Source organism: Saccharopolyspora antiqui, from assembly GCF_052246905.1.
Lineage (GTDB): Bacteria > Actinomycetota > Actinomycetes > Mycobacteriales > Pseudonocardiaceae > Saccharopolyspora.
On record NZ_JBQQBO010000011.1, the window covers coordinates 151,224 to 166,376 of the forward strand.

Sequence of the window (15,153 nt, forward strand, 5' to 3'; positions counted from 1 at the left end):
GCACCAATGACGAAGGATCGCGCAGCAGCGCCGCCCGGTTCAGCGGGTCGCGGAGATGATGCCGCTGCCGAGCACGAGGTCGCCTGCCGCGTCCGGGCGGTACAGGACGATGGCCTGGCCCGGTGCGACGCCGCGCAGCGGCTGGCGGAGTTGGACGTGGATGCCCGCCTCGCTGGCCTCGGCGACCGCCTCGGCCGTGCCGCCGTGGGCGCGGACCTGGATCACGCACTCGGTGGGTCCGTCCAACGGCCGCTCGGAAGGCCAGATCGGTCGCTTCGCGTCGATCTCGGTGACCGACAGCCGATCCGCCGAACCGACCTGCACCGTCCCGGACACCGGCTCCAGCGAAAGCACGTACCGCGGCCGACCGTCCTGGGCCGGTGCGTCGATGCCGAGCCCCTTGCGCTGTCCCACCGTGAACCCGTGCACGCCGGTGTGCTCGCCGAGCACCGCACCGGTTTCGGCGTCGACCAGCTTGCCGGGCTGCTGCCCGAGCTTGGTCTCCAGGAACTTCTTGGTGTCGCCGTCCGGGATGAAGCAGATGTCGTGGCTGTCCGGCTTCTTGGCCACCGCGAGGTCGCGTTCGGCGGCCTCCGCCCGCACCTCGGATTTCAGCGAGTCACCGAGCGGGAACATCGAGTGCCGCAACTGCGCGGCGGTCAGCGAAGCCAGCACGTAGGACTGGTCCTTGCCCTCGTCCCGGCTGCGCCGCAACACCGGCGCACCGTCCACTGCGGACAACCGGGCGTAGTGGCCGGTGCAGACCGCGTCGAAGCCCAACGCCATGGCCTTGTCCAACAACGCCTCGAACTTGATCTTCTCGTTGCAGGTCAGGCACGGGTTCGGGGTGCGCCCGGCGGCGTACTCGCCGACGAAGGTCTCGATGACCTCCGCGGTGAACCGTTCCGCGAAATCCCAGACGTAGAACGGAATGCCCAGCAGGTCGGCGGCGCGCCGCGCGTCCCGGGAGTCCTCGATGGTGCAGCACCCGCGGGCGCCGGTGCGCAGCGTGCCGGGCTTCGCCGACAACGCCAGGTGCACCCCGACCACGTCGTGACCGGCCGCCACCGCTCGGGCGGCAGCGACCGCCGAATCCACCCCGCCGCTCATGGCTGCCAGTACTCGCACGCCTCACACCTCCGTGGCGGTCTTCGACTCCGCCGAAGATCGGCGCAACCCGGCCAAACCCGCGCTACGCGCTCGTTGCACCACCGGCCCGATGGCCTCGGTGAGTGCCTGTACATCGGCCGCGGTCGAGTTGTGCCCCAGCGAGAAGCGCAACGACCCGCGCGCGGCCTTCGGATCGGCTCCCATCGCCAGCAGCACGTGGCTGGGCTCGGCGACCCCAGCGGTGCAGGCGGAGCCGGTGGAGCACTCGATTCCCTTTGCGTCCAGCAACATCAGCAGGCTGTCGCCTTCGCAGCCGGGGAAGGTGAAGTGCGCGTTGCCGGGCAGTCGGGACGGCCCGCCCGCGATGACGTCGTGCCCCGGATCCCCGTTGAGCACCACATCCGGAACCACCGCGCAGACACCGGTGATCAGCTCGTCGCGCAGCTTCGCCAACTGCGGCGCGTGCGAGTCGCGCTCATCGACGGCTTCGCGCACCGCGGCCGCCAAACCCATCACGCCAGGCGTGTCAAGGGTTCCCGAACGAACCTCGCGCTCCTGCCCACCACCGTGCAACACCGGGGTGCACTCGACGTCCCGCGACAGCAGCAGCACCCCGACCCCGTACGGGCCGCCGACCTTGTGCCCAGTCATGGTCAACGCCGCGACCCCGGAGGCGGCGAAATCGACCGGCAGCGTCTCGACGGCCTGCACCGCGTCGGTGTGCATCGGCACGCCGTACCGATCGGCGATCGCGGCCAACTCCGCGATCGGGTTGACGGTGCCGACCTCGTTGTTGGCCCACATGACAGTCGCCAGCGCCACGTCGTCCGAGCGCTCGGCGAGCGCCGCCTCGAACACCTCGGGACGAACCCGGCCGTACGGATCGGCGGTCAGCCAGGTCACCTCGGCGCCCTCGTGCTCGGCGAGCCACTCGACCGCGTCCAGCACCGCGTGGTGCTCGACCGTCGAGGACAGGATGCGGCGGCGGGCGGGATCGGCGGCTCGGCGGGCCCAGAAGATCCCCTTGACCGCCAGGTTGTCGCTCTCCGTGCCGCCCGCGGTGAGCAGCACCTCGGACGGCCGGGCACCCAGCGCATCGGCGATGTCCTCCCGCGACTCCTCCACCGCACGACGAGCACGGCGACCCGAGGTGTGCAGGGACGAGGCGTTGCCGATCCGGGTCAACGCCTCGCTCATCACCGCGACCGCCCTGGGGCGCATCGGTGTCGTGGCAGCGTGGTCGAGGTAAGTCATCGCTCGTCCAGGGTAATGCAGCCGCGCCCGTGCCCACCCCGCGCCTCCGGCGGAAGGCGCAGGTCAGGACGTCTGATCGCGTCCGGAGCGGACGAGCAGCCAGGCCGTCAGCAAACCGCCCGCCAACAGCGCCAGGTCCAGCGGCACGACGCCCCTGGTCGGGGCGGTGGAGGTGGCCAGCGCACTGACCACGACCCCGCCCAGCCCGACCAGCGCGGCCTGACCCAGGTTGTCGGAGATCTGCAGCGCCGCCGAGTTGAAGCCGCGTTCGCGCTCCGCCGACAGCGCGAGCACCTGCACCGAGGTGCTGGCCACCCCGATGCCCATCCCGGCGCCCGCGAGGGCCCAGCAGACGAACACCAACCAGTGCGGTCCCCACACCGACAAGGCCACCGCGAGTCCGCCGGTCCCCGCCCCGACCAGCAGCGCCCCGGTTGCGACCAGGTACTCCCGGCGGAGCTTTCGCTGTCTGCTCTGCCACAACGCGCCTGCGGTCCACCCCAGCGAGCCAACGGTCAGCGGCACACCCGCGGCGGTCGGCGAGTAGTGGTGCACCACCGACAGTGCCAGCGGCACGAACGCCTGCGCGGTGAAGAACAGCCCGGCGAGCAACCCGCGCGCGAGCACCATCACCGGAAGCCCGGGACGCGCGAGCAGCGTGCCCCGGGGCAGCAGCAGCCGAACCGAGGGGGCCAGCATCGCGATTCCGGCCAACCCCAGGAACAGCGACGGCAACGAGGGGTTCTGCGCGGCGAAGCTCAACAACACCACACCGCCAGCGGCACCCACTGCGGCCAGCGGCAGTCCACGCCGCTGCGAGGACGGTTCACCGGTGCGCGCACCGAACCGGCGCGCGGTCGGTACCAGCATCGCCGCGCCGATGCACACCAGCGGGGCGAGCCCGAGGAACACCCATCGCCAACTCGCCTGCTCGGTGAGGACGCCCGCGATCACCGGCCCCACCAGCGCAGGCACCACCCACGCCGAGGACAGCGCACCGAACGCCGCTGGCCGGTGCTCCTCCGGGAAGACCCTGGCGATCATCACGTACAACGCGACGATGACCATCCCGCCGCCCAGCCCCTGCAGCACCCGGGCGGTGAGCAGGACCAGGATGTTGGGTGCGGCGCCCGCCACGACCAGCCCCACCGCGAACGTCGGCAGCGCCAGCAGCAGCGGAAGCGCGGGCCCGCGCAGGTCCGACTGCCGCCCGCCGATCACCATGCCGATCGCGCTGGCCGCCAGGAAGACGGTGAACGGCCAGGAGTACCAGTGCTGCGCGCCGAGCTCGGCGACGATCGTGGGCAGCGCGGTGCCCAGTCCCATCGCCTCGAACGCGATGAGGGTGATGACCAGAATCAGTCCGGCGGTGAAGGTTCGGCGTTGGGGATTCCACAAAGCGCTCTGGGACTTCTCAACGGTGGCCACCCGACCAGCCTGCAACCTCCACCCCGGTCCACGTCCAGTGATTTAGCGACTGCGCGAGTTCGCGGCGCCGGGATGACAGGAAGGTTCCCTTGCTCAGATCAGACAGGTGGCGTCGGGCGGGTGGTGACAGGAAGGTTCCCTTCCTCGCAGATCGGGCACCGGCCTGCGCGCTCCGGTAAAGCGTCACGCAACGCAAACTCGCGAACCCGCCTGTTCGAAGGTGCGGGGCACTGCTGGATCTGCCTGAGACACCGAGTCAGGCCTGGCCAAAACACTAATTTGCACGTTTCCGCTGGTCAGAGCACAGTGACCGGGGTTGCCGCACGAGCGGCCCGGCACCACGCGAGTCTCCGGTGAATTCCGCTGGTACCACTCGCTCAGGCCGCGATGCTGCGCCGCATCCGCACTTCGACGGGATCGCCGTGCCCGCATGCCGACCCGGTCGACGCCTCCACCGCGCGCTGCGCCCGGCTGGCCAGCTCCCGCCGGTCGGTGCCGATCAACTCGGGCAGCACCACCAGTTCCACGGCCAGCCCCCGCATCCGGGCCACCGCCAGAACCGAGTCGACCAGCGTCGCGTCACCCAGAAAAGCCGCCGCGGTGGTCGGTTCCCCGGCCGCGGTCCTGAACCGCAACGCGACCGGCTGCATCCGCGCGCCAGCATCGATGGCCGCCTGGAAAACGGCGGGCCGGAAACGCCCGGAAGCCCGACCGCACCAGGTCGTCCCCTCCGGGAACGCGCCGATCACCGCCCCGGCACGCAACTCGTCGGCGATCGTGCGCACCGCGTCGGGCAACGCCGAGAGCCGATCGCGATCGATGTACACGGTGCCGACCCGTCCGGCCAGCGCGCCCAGCAGCGGCCACGACTGGACCTCGACCTTGGCCAACATCCGCATCGGGCGAAGCACCTGGAGCGCCACGATGTCCAGCCACGACACGTGGTTGCTGACCACCAGCGCGCCACCAGGCGGCATCCGCCCCTCGATCACGAGGCGGATTCCCAAGGCGCGCAACAGCGTCCGGAACCACGCCGTCATCGCCCGTTGCCGCCAAGCCGCCCGCAACATCGACAGCACCAGCACCAGCACGCACCCGATCAGCAGCAGCCCGGCGGTGCTGCCCAATCGCAGCACGACCCGGGCCAGACCGACCTCCGCCCGCCTGTCACGCGGCGGCTGGCATTCCGGCCCGCACGGCGACACCGGTATCCACCCGTGATTCATGCCGAATCGCCCAGGAAGAAACGCAGGTAGCGCTGATCGGCACGGTTGATGTCCAGGAGCACGAAGAAATCCGCCACCCCGAAATCCGGATCGTGCGCGGGCCTGCCGCACACCTGCGCACCCAACCGCAGATACCCCTTGAGCAGCGGCGGGATCACCGCACGGCCCGCAGCCTCGAAAGGCTCCCAAGGCCGGTACGGGAGCACCCGGTGCTCCTCCGGCGCGTAGTGCTTCGCCGACACCGTGTGCCACACGTGCGACGCCTGCACACCGCCGTCGGCAAGCGACACCGAAGCGCAACCCGCGAGCATGGTGTGGCCGTGCAACAGCATGTACCGCGCGATTCCGGTCCACACCAGACTGACCACGGCACCGTTGCGGTGATCCCGGTGCACACACGAACGCCCGGTCTCGACCAAGGCCGGGCGCAACGAGTCGAGCGCCGACAGGTCGAATTCGGTTTCCGAATAGAGCATTCCGGCGGCCTTCGCGCGATCCGGCGGCAGCATCCGGTAGGTCCCGACCACCGCGCCGGTGCGGTCGTCCCGGACGATCAGGTGGTCGCAGTGCTCGTCGAAGGAATCCCGGTCGATCCCGAACTCCCGACCGGAGACCGTGGCCCCCATCTCCTCGGCGAACACCTGGTAGCGCAGGCGTTGTGCGGCGTGCACTTCGTCGGAGTCTCGGGCGACCAGCAGCGAGTAGTGGGCGTCGGCCGCCGCGCTCGGTGCGGCGCTGGCCAGCAGCTGCGTCTCGGACATGCCGCAGGTGTATCGCCGCGCGGCGAACGCCCAACACACCAGCCGATGACACGGAGCAGGAACTTTCGGTGAATCCCTGGTGCGGCACCCGCGCACTGCACCGAACGGCGGCCCGGGACACCGCCGAACGAGCGTTGAGACCCGTCGCACCAACTGACCTCGTCGCGGGAGGCAGCCCAACATCGCCCCGACAGCCCGTCGAAGCGGCGGATTCACTCCCTGCGCGATTCGTGCCGATCCGCCCGCAGGCAGGGTTATGCCGAGATCAACGGCTGACGAGCTCGGTCACGCGCTCGACGACCGACGCGGGACTGGGCTGGGTGGCCATCTCGGCGCTCACTTCGCGCGCGGCTGCGCGGAACGCGGGCTCGGTGAGCAGCCGCTCGACCATGGCGAGCACCGCTGCGGCGTCCACTGTGGTCGGATCGTGGGAGAGGCCCACACCCCGGTCCACGACCCGCTGCGCCGACATCGGGTTGTCCGCGAAAGAGGGCAGGACCAGCTGCGGAACACCGTAGTGCAGCGGCGCGGCAGTGGTGCCGGAACCGCCGTGGTGCACCAGCAGTGACGAAGTCGGCAGGAACGTCGAAAGCGGCAGGAACCCGACGGAGCGCACGTTGGCCGGAAGCTCACCGAGATCGGCCAGATCCGTCTTCCCAGCGGCCAGAACCACTTCCACGTCCAACCCATCCAGCGCCTCGATCGCCACGGACAGGCTGCTGATACCGGCCATGACCGGCACCACGGTGCCGAGCGTGACGCCGACCCGAGGCCGTTCTGCCTGCCGCAAAGCCCATTCGGGCACCACCGCGCCACCGTTGAACGGCACGAACCGCATCGACCACCACGGAACACCATCCCGCGGATCCGACTCCTCGCCGATCAACCCGCCCATGCTGGGTGCCCGCAGATCGATCCGCGCGAGCAACCGCGGCGGACCATCGGGAATGCCCAGCTTGGCCCGCAGCGCGAGGGTGATCTCGTCGTCGCCGTAGAAATCCTGGCCCCAGCGGAAATCCGCATCCCGCGCCGACCAGGAGATCCGGTTGCCCACCTCCAGCAATGGAACCCCCAGCGCCGCAGCGGTCAATCGACCGGCGGTGTGGTCCGTGGTGTGCACGACGAGATCCGCGCCGAACGCCCGACCGGCCTCGATGCTGCCTTCGGTCATGGTCAAGGTGAACAGGCCGAAGGGGCCACCCGCCTGCGAGGCCTTCTGGTACGCCGCCGACATCCCGTCCGCGGCGATGATCCGCGCCAGCTCAGGAGACTCCCCACCCGAACTGGCCCCGCGCAGCAACTCCTCCCACACGTCGTGCGCCGGGAACACGTCCACCACCGGAAGTCCGGCCCGCGCCCCGACTTCGGTCATCTCGGAAGTGGTGGCCACCAACACCTCGTGCCCGGCCGCCCGCGCAGCCCACACCAGCGGAACGATCGGCAACATCAGCCCATAGCCGGGCGCAGCGGTGAACAAGATTCGCACGTCCACCGAGCATGCCACCCCCCACCAACAACCGCACCCGATTTCCGTTGCCCACCCAACCGCGCGAGCAAGGGAACCTTCCTGCCATTCCACGGCCCGCCACAGGCCCGCGCCCCGTCCGGGTGCGAGCAAGGGAACCTTCCTGTCACCACCGCCGGATCGGCATGCTCCGGCGACGGCTAGATTCCGGGGCATGCAGCCAACGACCGACCCCGTCGACCTCTACACCGATGGCGCATGCAGCGGAAACCCCGGCCCTGGCGGCTGGGGCGTCGTGCTGCGCTACGGCGACCACGAACGCGAGCTCTACGGCAAGGACGCCGCGACGACGAACAACAAGATGGAGCTCACGGCGGTCATCGAGGGCCTGGCCGCGCTGACCCGGCCGATGCCAGCGGTGCGCATCTTCACCGACAGCACGTACGTGCTCAAAGGCATCACGCAGTGGATGCACGGCTGGAAGCGAAACGGTTGGCTGACGTCGGCCAAGCAGCCGGTCAAGAACGCCGAACTGTGGCAGCGTCTGGACGAGGAATGCCTGCGCCACGGCGATGTGCAGTGGGAATGGGTGAAGGGGCACAACGGCCACCCGGAGAACGAGCGCGCCGACCGGCTCGCCTGCCAGGGCCGCGACGAGGCCCGCGCCAGCTGACACGCGAAACGGCGGGCCACTCGCGCGGCCCGCCGTCTGCTCCGATCAGCGAAGAATCAGCCCTTGCGCTTGCTGATCTCCTCGGTGAGCTGCGGGGCGACCTTGAACAGGTCGCCGACGACGCCGAAGTCGGCGATTTCGAAGATCGGCGCTTCGGCGTCCTTGTTGACCGCCACGATCGTCTTCGACGTCTGCATACCGGCCCGGTGCTGGATCGCACCCGAGATGCCCAACGCGATGTAGAGCTGCGGCGAGACGGTCTTTCCGGTCTGCCCCACCTGGAACTGGTGCGGGTAGTAACCCGAGTCCACCGCCGCCCGCGACGCACCCACCGCCGCGCCCAACGCGTCGGCCAGCTTCTCCACGACCTCGAAGCTCTCGGCGCTGCCAACACCCCGGCCACCGGAAACCACGATGCTGGCCTCGGTCAGCTCCGGTCGGTCCCCGGCCTCGGCGGGCTGCCGACCGGTGATCTTCGCGCCGGAAGCGGCGGGCACCTCGACGGCTGTCACGGCCGCCGCACCTGCGGCCTGCTCCGGCTCGATCGCACCAGGCAGCACCGTGATCACCGGTGTGCCCTTGGTGACCCTGGCCTTCGCGTCGTAGGCGCCACCGAACAGCGAGTGCGAACCGACGCCCTCCGAGTCGAGGTCCACGACCTCCGACAACAGACCCGAACCCAACCGAATCGCCAGCCGACCGGCGATCTCCTTGCCGTCGATCGACGCAGGCACCAGCACCGCCGCCGGGGACGCCGAGCCCACCAGGCCTGCCAGCACGTCGACCTGCGGCGTCACCAAGAACGAACCCACCTCGGCAGACTCCGCCGCATACACCTTCGCCGCGCCGTAGGCGCCCAGCGCCTCGGTCAGCTTGTCGGTCGTGCCGGGTTCGCCGACGACCACCGCCGACGGCTCACCCAACCGGCGCGCCGCGGTCAACAGCTCGAACGTGACCTTCTTGACCTCGCCGTCCACGTGATCGACGAGGACCAACACCTCAGCCATGAACTACGCCTCCTCGCAAAACCGTGAACGACTCAGAGCAGCTTCTCGCCAGCCAAGAACTCAGCGACCGCCACGCCACCCTCGCCCTCGTCGGTGACCTTCACACCACCGGACTTCGGCGGCTTCGGCGCCGACTCCACCACCAGCGAACCCGCATTCGCCAAACCGACCTCAGCGGCATCAATCCCCGCATCGGCCAAGGAAAGCGTGGTCACCGGCTTCTTCTTCGCCGCCATGATGCCCTTGAACGACGGATACCGCGGCTCGTTGATCTTCTCCGTCACCGACACCACCGCGGGCAGGTTCGCTTCGACGTTCAGGATCCCCGCGTCGGTCTCCCGCTCGATCTGCACCGTCGAACCGTCGGTGACCACCTTGCGGGCGAAGGTCAGCTGCGGCCAGCCGAGCACCTCGGCCACCATGGCGGGCACCGCACCAGTGCGACCATCCGTGGCCTCATTGCCCGCGATCACCAAGTCCACCGATTCGACCGTGCCGACGACCTTCGCCAAGACCTTCGCCGTCGACGGCGCGTCGGTACCGTGCAGAGCCTCGTCCGAGAGGTGCACCGCCTTGTCCGCACCCATCGACAACGCCTTGCGAATCGCATCCGAAGCGCGCTCCGGGCCCATGCACACGACGGTGACCTCGCCGCCCTGTGCCTCCTTGATCAACAGCGCTTCCTCGACCGCACGCTCGTTGATCTCATCCAACACCGCATCCGCCGACTCGCGATCCAACGTGTGATCCGCGGCAGAAAGCTTCCGCTCGGAATACGTGTCGGGCACCTGCTTGACCAGGACGACGATATTCATGGGCCCTCTTCGACCTCCTGCGGACAGACGACGCTCGCTGGTCCTCCAGCGGCTTTGCTTGCGGACCCGGCGCGGTAGCGGCCCGGGCAGGTTGACCTTGCCATGCCACTGTCGGGAAAGCACAGTGACGCCAACCACCCGGTATGTTACTAGTCGGTAGCACGGGTGCAACCAGGGCCCAGTCGTGACAGTACTCACCTTCGCCGAGCCGAACCCGGCGCGCCGCGACGACAACGCGCCCGCCGGGGTGGATATGAAGAATGTTTACTAATTAGTAGCCTGGCCGCATGAGGCAACGCGTCGCCATCGTGACGGACTCGACGGCTTCCATTCCGCTCGACGTCGCCGAACAACTGGGCATCTCCATCGTCCAGTTGGAGCTGAAGGTCGGCGACGAGTACAACGACGAACGCCGGGTACCGCACCCCACACTTGCCCAGGCCATGCGTGACGGCGTGCCGGTGCAAACCGGCGAGCCGCCACCACCGGCCTTCTTCTGGAACTACACCGACGCCGCGGCCGCGGGAGTCGACGCGATCATCTCAATTCACATTTCGGAGGGTTTGTCCCGTACCTGCGAATCCGCCCGAATTGCGGCCGCCGAAATCGGCGTGCCGGTCTACGTCGTCGATTCCCGATTAGTCGGCCTGGGCCTGGGCTTCCCGGTGATCGCCGCCGCCGAGGCGGCAGCCACCGGCGCCACGGCGCAGGGCGTGATGAACGTGCTGGACCGGCGCCTGCGCGCCACGACGCAACTGCTCTACGTCGACACCCTGGAGTACCTGCAGCGCGGTGGGCGGATCGGGCGCGCCCAGGCGTGGCTCGGCCAGGCGCTGTCGATCAAGCCCGTGCTGATCCTCAAGGAAGGCATCATCGACCAGCTAGCGAAGGGCATCGGGCCGGACCGGGCGCTCAGGAAAGCGGTCACGAACGCGGTTCAGCGGGCCGGCAACGGCCCGGTCGACGTCGGCGTCGAGCACTTCCAGTTCGCCGACCGAGCCCAACGCGTGCTCGCCGACCTGAGTTCCCAGCTGCCCCAGATCCGCCGCGTCACCTTGGCGGAGACGAGTGCGGTATTGGGCGCCCACGCCGGACCTGGCGCCCTCGGCGTGACCGTCTCCCCCGCCTGAGCACGCACGACCGCGCACCGCGGCACCGATCTCCCGGACAACGAGGAGAATTCGGGCCGCGGTGTTTCTTTTCCCTTGCCCCCAGCGGAGATTCGGCCCGCGACCGAATTGACCGACCGGATCCGCTGCCCTTCCTCGGGTTCCACCCTGTTGAGTGATGCGAACGCGTGTTCGAGCGCGAATACTCGATGTTGGGCGATCGAAGCACCCAGTTTCGAACCACGTCGGCCACCGAGCCGCGTGGTGCTCGCCCACCAAACAGCGAACTTGAGGAGACTGCCATGCGAAACACGACCGCACTCGGGCGACTGCTCGGCTGGTCGGGAGTCTCGACGAGCCTCGGATCAGCCCGCCAGCTTGTCCATCGCGCGATGGATTCGTTTCACCGACACCGGCTGCGCCGTCCCGATCGACTGCGCGAACAGGCTCACCCGCAATTCCTCGATCATCCACCCGATCCGCCGCAACGGCTCGCTCGGCGAACGTCCCTGCGGCACCCCGGCCAGCAGATCCCGATAGCGCTGGTCGACCTCGTCCACCTGGTACATCCACTCCCGGTCGCGCTGCGGGTGGTACTGGAGCTTGTCCAGCCGCTGCTCGATCGCGCGCAGATAACGCGCCACATCGGACAGTCGGCCGAAGCCGGTACCGGTCACGAATCCGGGATACAACAGGCCGCCGAGCTGGGTCTGGATGTCGGCGACGGCGGGCAGCCCCTTGGGCCGCTCCGCCAGCAACGCCTCGACGCGCTGCGCCGCCACCAGGATTCGCTCCACTTCGGACACCACTGCCACGGTGACCGCGCCCAACTGGGCTCGCACCTTGTCCTGGAGGGAGGCGAAGGCCGCTTCCTCCCAGACCGGTCCGCCGTTGTCCGCCATCAGCTTGTCGACCGCACAACTCACGCAGTCCGCCAGCAGCGCGGCGAGATCGCCGTACCGGCTGCCACCGAACACCAGCCTGGTGGTGCCGTTCATACCGCGCTGGATGGACTTCACCGGCGACGGGAGGTTCAGCAGCAGGAGCCGACGCGTGCCGTCCCACAGCGCGCGCTGCTGCTCCTCCTCCGTGTCGAACATCCGCACCGCGACGCTGTCGCCGTCGTCCACCAGCGCCGGGTACGCCTTCACCGCGTGCCCCGAACGCTGCTGCTCGAACGTGCGCGGCAGCGCACCGAAGTTCCAGGACCGCAACCCGCGCTGCTCGATGTCTTCCGCGGCGGCGGAGATCTCCGCGCGCAGCTTCGGTTTCAAACGCTGCTTGAGCGACTCCAGGTCCTTGGACTCAGCGAGCTTGCGCCCCTTGCCGTCCACCACCCGGAAGGTCATCTTCAGGTGGTCCGGAACCCGGTCGAGGTCCCACTCGGCAGGCGGCACCGCGATACCGGTCATGCTCTGGAGCTGCTGTTGCACGCCGTCCAGCAGCGGTCCGTCCGGCGAAGGCAGCCGGGAGAGCACCGCCTTGGCGAAGTCCGGCACCGGAACGAAGTTGCGGCGCACGGGTTTCGGCAACGACTTCAACAGAGCCGCCACGAGCTCCTCGCGCAGCCCCGGGATCTGCCAGTCGAATCCCTCCGCCTCGATCTGGTTGAGCACCGGCAGCGGGATGTGCACGGTCACGCCGTCCGCGTCGGCGCCCGGCTCGAACTGGTAGGACAGCGGCAGCCGGTGCCCGGCCTGCAGCCAGAAGTCCGGGTAGTCCCGGTCGCTGACCGCCGCCGACTCCTGGTTGATCAACATCGACTTCTCGAAGTTGAGCAGGTCCGGCTGATCTCGGCGGGTCTGCTTCCACCACGCGTCGAAATGCCAGCCGGAAACCACGTCGGCGCCGATGCGCTGGTCGTAGAACTCGAAGAGCGTCTGGTCATCGACCAGGATGTCGCGCCGCCTGGCCCGCTCCTCCAGGTCCTCGACCTCGTCGAGCATCGCCCGGTTCTCGTGGAAGAACGCGTGCCGGGTATCCCAGTCGCCCTCCACCAGCGCATGTCGGATGAACAGCTCCCGACTCAGCTCCGGGTCTATTGGTCCGTAGTTGACCTTGCGGCCGACCACCAGCGGAACGCCGTAGAGGGTGACCCGCTCGGCGGCGACCACCGCGGCGCGGTCCTTCTCCCAGTGCGGCTCGCTGTAGCTGTGTTTGACCAGGTGCTGCGCGAGCTGCTCCACCCACTCCGGTTCGATCCGGGCGACGATGCGCGCCCAGAGCCGCGAGGTTTCCACCAGTTCGGCGGCCATCACCCAGCGCGGTGGCTTCTTGAACAGCGACGAGCCGGGGAACACCGCGAACCGGGCGTTGCGCGCGCCCTGGTATTCGTTCGCGCCGCGGCCGGGCGGGCCCGACTTCTTCTCGACGTCCTTGAGACCGATGTGCGACAGCAGCCCGGCCAACACCGACTGGTGGATCCGCCCCGGGTCGGCCTGCTGGTCGCCGAGCGTCATGCCCATCGACTTGACCATCTGCCGCAACTGTCCGTAGAGGTCCTGCCACTCGCGGACCCTCAGGTAGTTGAGGAAATCGGTCCGGCACAGCCTCCGGAACTGGTTGGACGACAGTTCCTTCTGCTGGGTGCGCAGGTACCGCCACATGCTGAGATAGGTGAGGAAATCGGACTCGGCGTCCTTTTCGACGAAGCGCGCGTGCTTCTGGTCGGCGGCCTGCTGCTTGTCCGTCGGCCGCTCTCGGGGGTCCTGAATGGACAGTGCCGCGGCGATGACGAGCACTTCGCCCACACAGCCGTTGCGCTCCGCTTCGAGCACCATCCGCGCCAGGCGGGGATCGATGGGCAACTGCGCGAGCTTGCGACCGACCGGGGTCAACCGCTTGTGCAACTCGGTCTTCGAGCGGTCCAGCGCGCCCAGCTCGTGCAGCAGGTTGATGCCGTCGGTGATCTGGCGGCGATCCGGTGGTTCCAAGAACGGGAAGGACTCGATCTCGCCCAACCCCAGCGAGGTCATCTGCAGGATGACCGAGGCCAAGTGGGTGCGCAGGATCTCCGGGTCGGTGAACTCCAGGCGGGCCGAGAAGTCATCCTCGGAGTACAGCCGGATGCAGATGCCTTCGGAGACCCGGCCGCAGCGCCCCTTGCGCTGGTTCGCCGAGGCCTGCGAGATCGGCTCGATGGGCAACCGCTGCACCTTGGTGCGGAAGCTGTACCGGGAGATGCGCGCAGTGCCCGGGTCGATGACGTACTTGATGCCGGGCACGGTCAGCGAGGTCTCGGCGACGTTCGTGGCCAACACGATTCGCCGACCGCTGTGCGATTGGAAAACGCGGTGCTGTTCGGCGGCCGTCAGCCGCGCGTACAGCGGCAGCACTTCGGTGTTGCGGAGGTTCTGCTGCCGCAACGCGTCGGCGGCGTCCCTGATCTCCCGTTCCCCGCTGAGGAAGACCAGGATGTCGCCCGGTCCTTCCGCGGCAAGCTCGTCGACCGCATCGCAGATGGCCTGCGTCTGGTCGCGCACCACGTCTTCGGTCTCGTCCGAATCGTCCAGCAGCGGGCGGTACCGCACCTCGACGGGATAGGTGCGCCCGGAGACTTCGACCACGGGTGCGTCGTCGAAGTGCCGCGAGAAGCGCTCCGGGTCGATGGTGGCCGAGGTGATGATCACCTTCAGGTCGGGGCGGCGAGGCAGCAGCTGCTTGATGTAGCCGAGGATGAAGTCGATGTTCAGACTGCGCTCGTGCGCCTCGTCGATGATCAGGGTGTCGTAGCGCCGCAGCAGCCGATCATGCTGGATCTCGGCCAGCAGGATGCCGTCGGTCATCAGTTTGACCAGCGTGTCGGTACCGGCACGCTCGGTGAAGCGCACCTGGTATCCGATGGCGCTGCCGAGCTCGGTGTCGAGTTCCTCGGCGATGCGTTCGGCGACGGTCCGCGCAGCCAGCCGCCGGGGCTGGGTGTGGCCGATCATGCCCTGGATCCCGCGGCCCAGCTCCAGGCACATCTTCGGCAGCTGGGTCGTCTTACCGGACCCGGTCTCACCAGCGACGATGACGACCTGGTGATCGCGGATCGCGGCGAACAGATCGTCCCGGCGTTGGCTGACCGGCAGCTCTTCCGGGTACTTGATCTTCGGCACGTTGTCGCGCCGCCGGCCGACCCGGCGCTCCGCGGCCTCGACTTCACCGGCGATCTCGGTCGTAACCGCCTGCAGCGCCTCAGGATCATGGATCTTGTGCGCACCCTCGATGCGACGACGCAGCCGACGCTGATCGTGCAGCATCAGCTCGGGCAAGCGTTCCCGCAGGTCGACGAGCGGGGTTTTCACAGAAGACGTACCCATA

The 15,153-nt window shown here is 68.7% G+C and carries 11 protein-coding genes; 2 read left to right on the top strand and 9 right to left on the bottom strand.

What is annotated here, in order from left to right; genetic code table 11:
• Nucleotides 1-39: 39 nt before the first annotated feature.
• From mnmA to ACTWQN_RS19170, 6 genes are all read right to left on the bottom strand, one after another.
• Nucleotides 40-1,128 (bottom strand): tRNA 2-thiouridine(34) synthase MnmA, encoded by a 1,089-nt coding sequence (gene mnmA / locus ACTWQN_RS19145; protein WP_443204865.1) that lies wholly within the window; start codon nucleotides 1,126-1,128, stop codon nucleotides 40-42.
• Between the two features lie 3 nt (nucleotides 1,129-1,131).
• Nucleotides 1,132-2,364 carry a cysteine desulfurase family protein gene (locus ACTWQN_RS19150; protein ID WP_443204866.1) on the bottom strand — a complete coding sequence of 411 codons (1,233 nt, stop codon included), beginning with the start codon at nucleotides 2,362-2,364 and terminating at the stop codon, nucleotides 1,132-1,134.
• Nucleotides 2,365-2,427: 63 nt separating this feature from the next.
• On the bottom strand, nucleotides 2,428-3,792 hold the full coding sequence (locus tag ACTWQN_RS19155; protein WP_443204867.1) for an MFS transporter: 1,365 nt from the start codon (nucleotides 3,790-3,792) through the stop codon (nucleotides 2,428-2,430).
• Between the two features lie 377 nt (nucleotides 3,793-4,169).
• Nucleotides 4,170-5,018, bottom strand: a complete 849-nt coding sequence (locus tag ACTWQN_RS19160; RefSeq protein ID WP_443204868.1) for a lysophospholipid acyltransferase family protein — start codon at nucleotides 5,016-5,018, stop codon at nucleotides 4,170-4,172.
• Entirely contained in the window at nucleotides 5,015-5,779 is a 765-nt protein-coding gene (locus tag ACTWQN_RS19165; RefSeq protein WP_443204869.1) for a GNAT family N-acetyltransferase, read from the bottom strand. Before ACTWQN_RS19165 ends, ACTWQN_RS19160 begins: the two co-directional genes overlap by 4 nt.
• A 265-nt stretch (nucleotides 5,780-6,044) precedes the next feature.
• On the bottom strand, nucleotides 6,045-7,265 hold the full coding sequence (locus ACTWQN_RS19170; RefSeq protein ID WP_443204870.1) for a glycosyltransferase: 1,221 nt from the start codon (nucleotides 7,263-7,265) through the stop codon (nucleotides 6,045-6,047).
• A gap of 193 nt (nucleotides 7,266-7,458) precedes the next feature.
• Here ACTWQN_RS19170 and rnhA point away from each other — a divergent pair, with 193 nt between their 5' ends.
• Nucleotides 7,459-7,917, top strand: coding sequence for a ribonuclease HI (rnhA, locus tag ACTWQN_RS19175; RefSeq protein ID WP_443204871.1), 459 nt, complete (start codon nucleotides 7,459-7,461; stop codon nucleotides 7,915-7,917).
• A 56-nt stretch (nucleotides 7,918-7,973) separates the two neighbouring features.
• On the opposite strand, the gene ACTWQN_RS19180 is transcribed toward rnhA, so the two are convergent.
• Both ACTWQN_RS19180 and ACTWQN_RS19185 read right to left on the bottom strand, forming a co-directional pair.
• On the bottom strand, nucleotides 7,974-8,924 hold the full coding sequence (locus ACTWQN_RS19180) for an electron transfer flavoprotein subunit alpha/FixB family protein (protein WP_443204872.1): 951 nt from the start codon (nucleotides 8,922-8,924) through the stop codon (nucleotides 7,974-7,976).
• 32 nt (nucleotides 8,925-8,956) lie between these two features.
• Nucleotides 8,957-9,739, bottom strand: coding sequence for an electron transfer flavoprotein subunit beta/FixA family protein (locus ACTWQN_RS19185; RefSeq protein ID WP_443204939.1), 783 nt, complete (start codon nucleotides 9,737-9,739; stop codon nucleotides 8,957-8,959).
• Nucleotides 9,740-10,026: 287 nt separating this feature from the next.
• On the opposite strand from ACTWQN_RS19185, the gene ACTWQN_RS19190 reads away from it, so the two are divergent.
• Nucleotides 10,027-10,869 (top strand): DegV family protein, encoded by an 843-nt coding sequence (locus ACTWQN_RS19190; RefSeq protein ID WP_443204873.1) that lies wholly within the window; start codon nucleotides 10,027-10,029, stop codon nucleotides 10,867-10,869.
• Nucleotides 10,870-11,213: 344 nt separating this feature from the next.
• On the opposite strand, the gene hrpA is transcribed toward ACTWQN_RS19190, so the two are convergent.
• A complete protein-coding gene (gene hrpA, locus ACTWQN_RS19195; RefSeq protein ID WP_443204874.1) occupies nucleotides 11,214-15,152 on the bottom strand; it encodes an ATP-dependent RNA helicase HrpA in 3,939 nt (1,312 codons plus the stop codon).
• Nucleotide 15,153: the final 1 nt, after the last annotated feature.

Excerpts from the sequence above, each read along its gene's own strand:
- ACTWQN_RS19185 (WP_443204939.1), bottom strand. The coding sequence starts at position 9,739 with ATGAATATCGTCGTCCTGGTCAAGCAGGTGCCCGACACGTATTCCGAG.
- ACTWQN_RS19160 (WP_443204868.1), bottom strand. The coding sequence starts at position 5,018 with ATGAATCACGGGTGGATACCGGTGTCGCCGTGCGGGCCGGAATGCCAG.
- hrpA (WP_443204874.1), bottom strand. The coding sequence starts at position 15,152 with ATGGGTACGTCTTCTGTGAAAACCCCGCTCGTCGACCTGCGGGAACGC.
- rnhA (WP_443204871.1), top strand. The coding sequence starts at position 7,459 with ATGCAGCCAACGACCGACCCCGTCGACCTCTACACCGATGGCGCATGC.
- ACTWQN_RS19180 (WP_443204872.1), bottom strand. The coding sequence starts at position 8,924 with ATGGCTGAGGTGTTGGTCCTCGTCGATCACGTGGACGGCGAGGTCAAG.
- ACTWQN_RS19190 (WP_443204873.1), top strand. The coding sequence starts at position 10,027 with ATGAGGCAACGCGTCGCCATCGTGACGGACTCGACGGCTTCCATTCCG.
- ACTWQN_RS19165 (WP_443204869.1), bottom strand. The coding sequence starts at position 5,779 with ATGTCCGAGACGCAGCTGCTGGCCAGCGCCGCACCGAGCGCGGCGGCC.
- ACTWQN_RS19150 (WP_443204866.1), bottom strand. The coding sequence starts at position 2,364 with ATGACTTACCTCGACCACGCTGCCACGACACCGATGCGCCCCAGGGCG.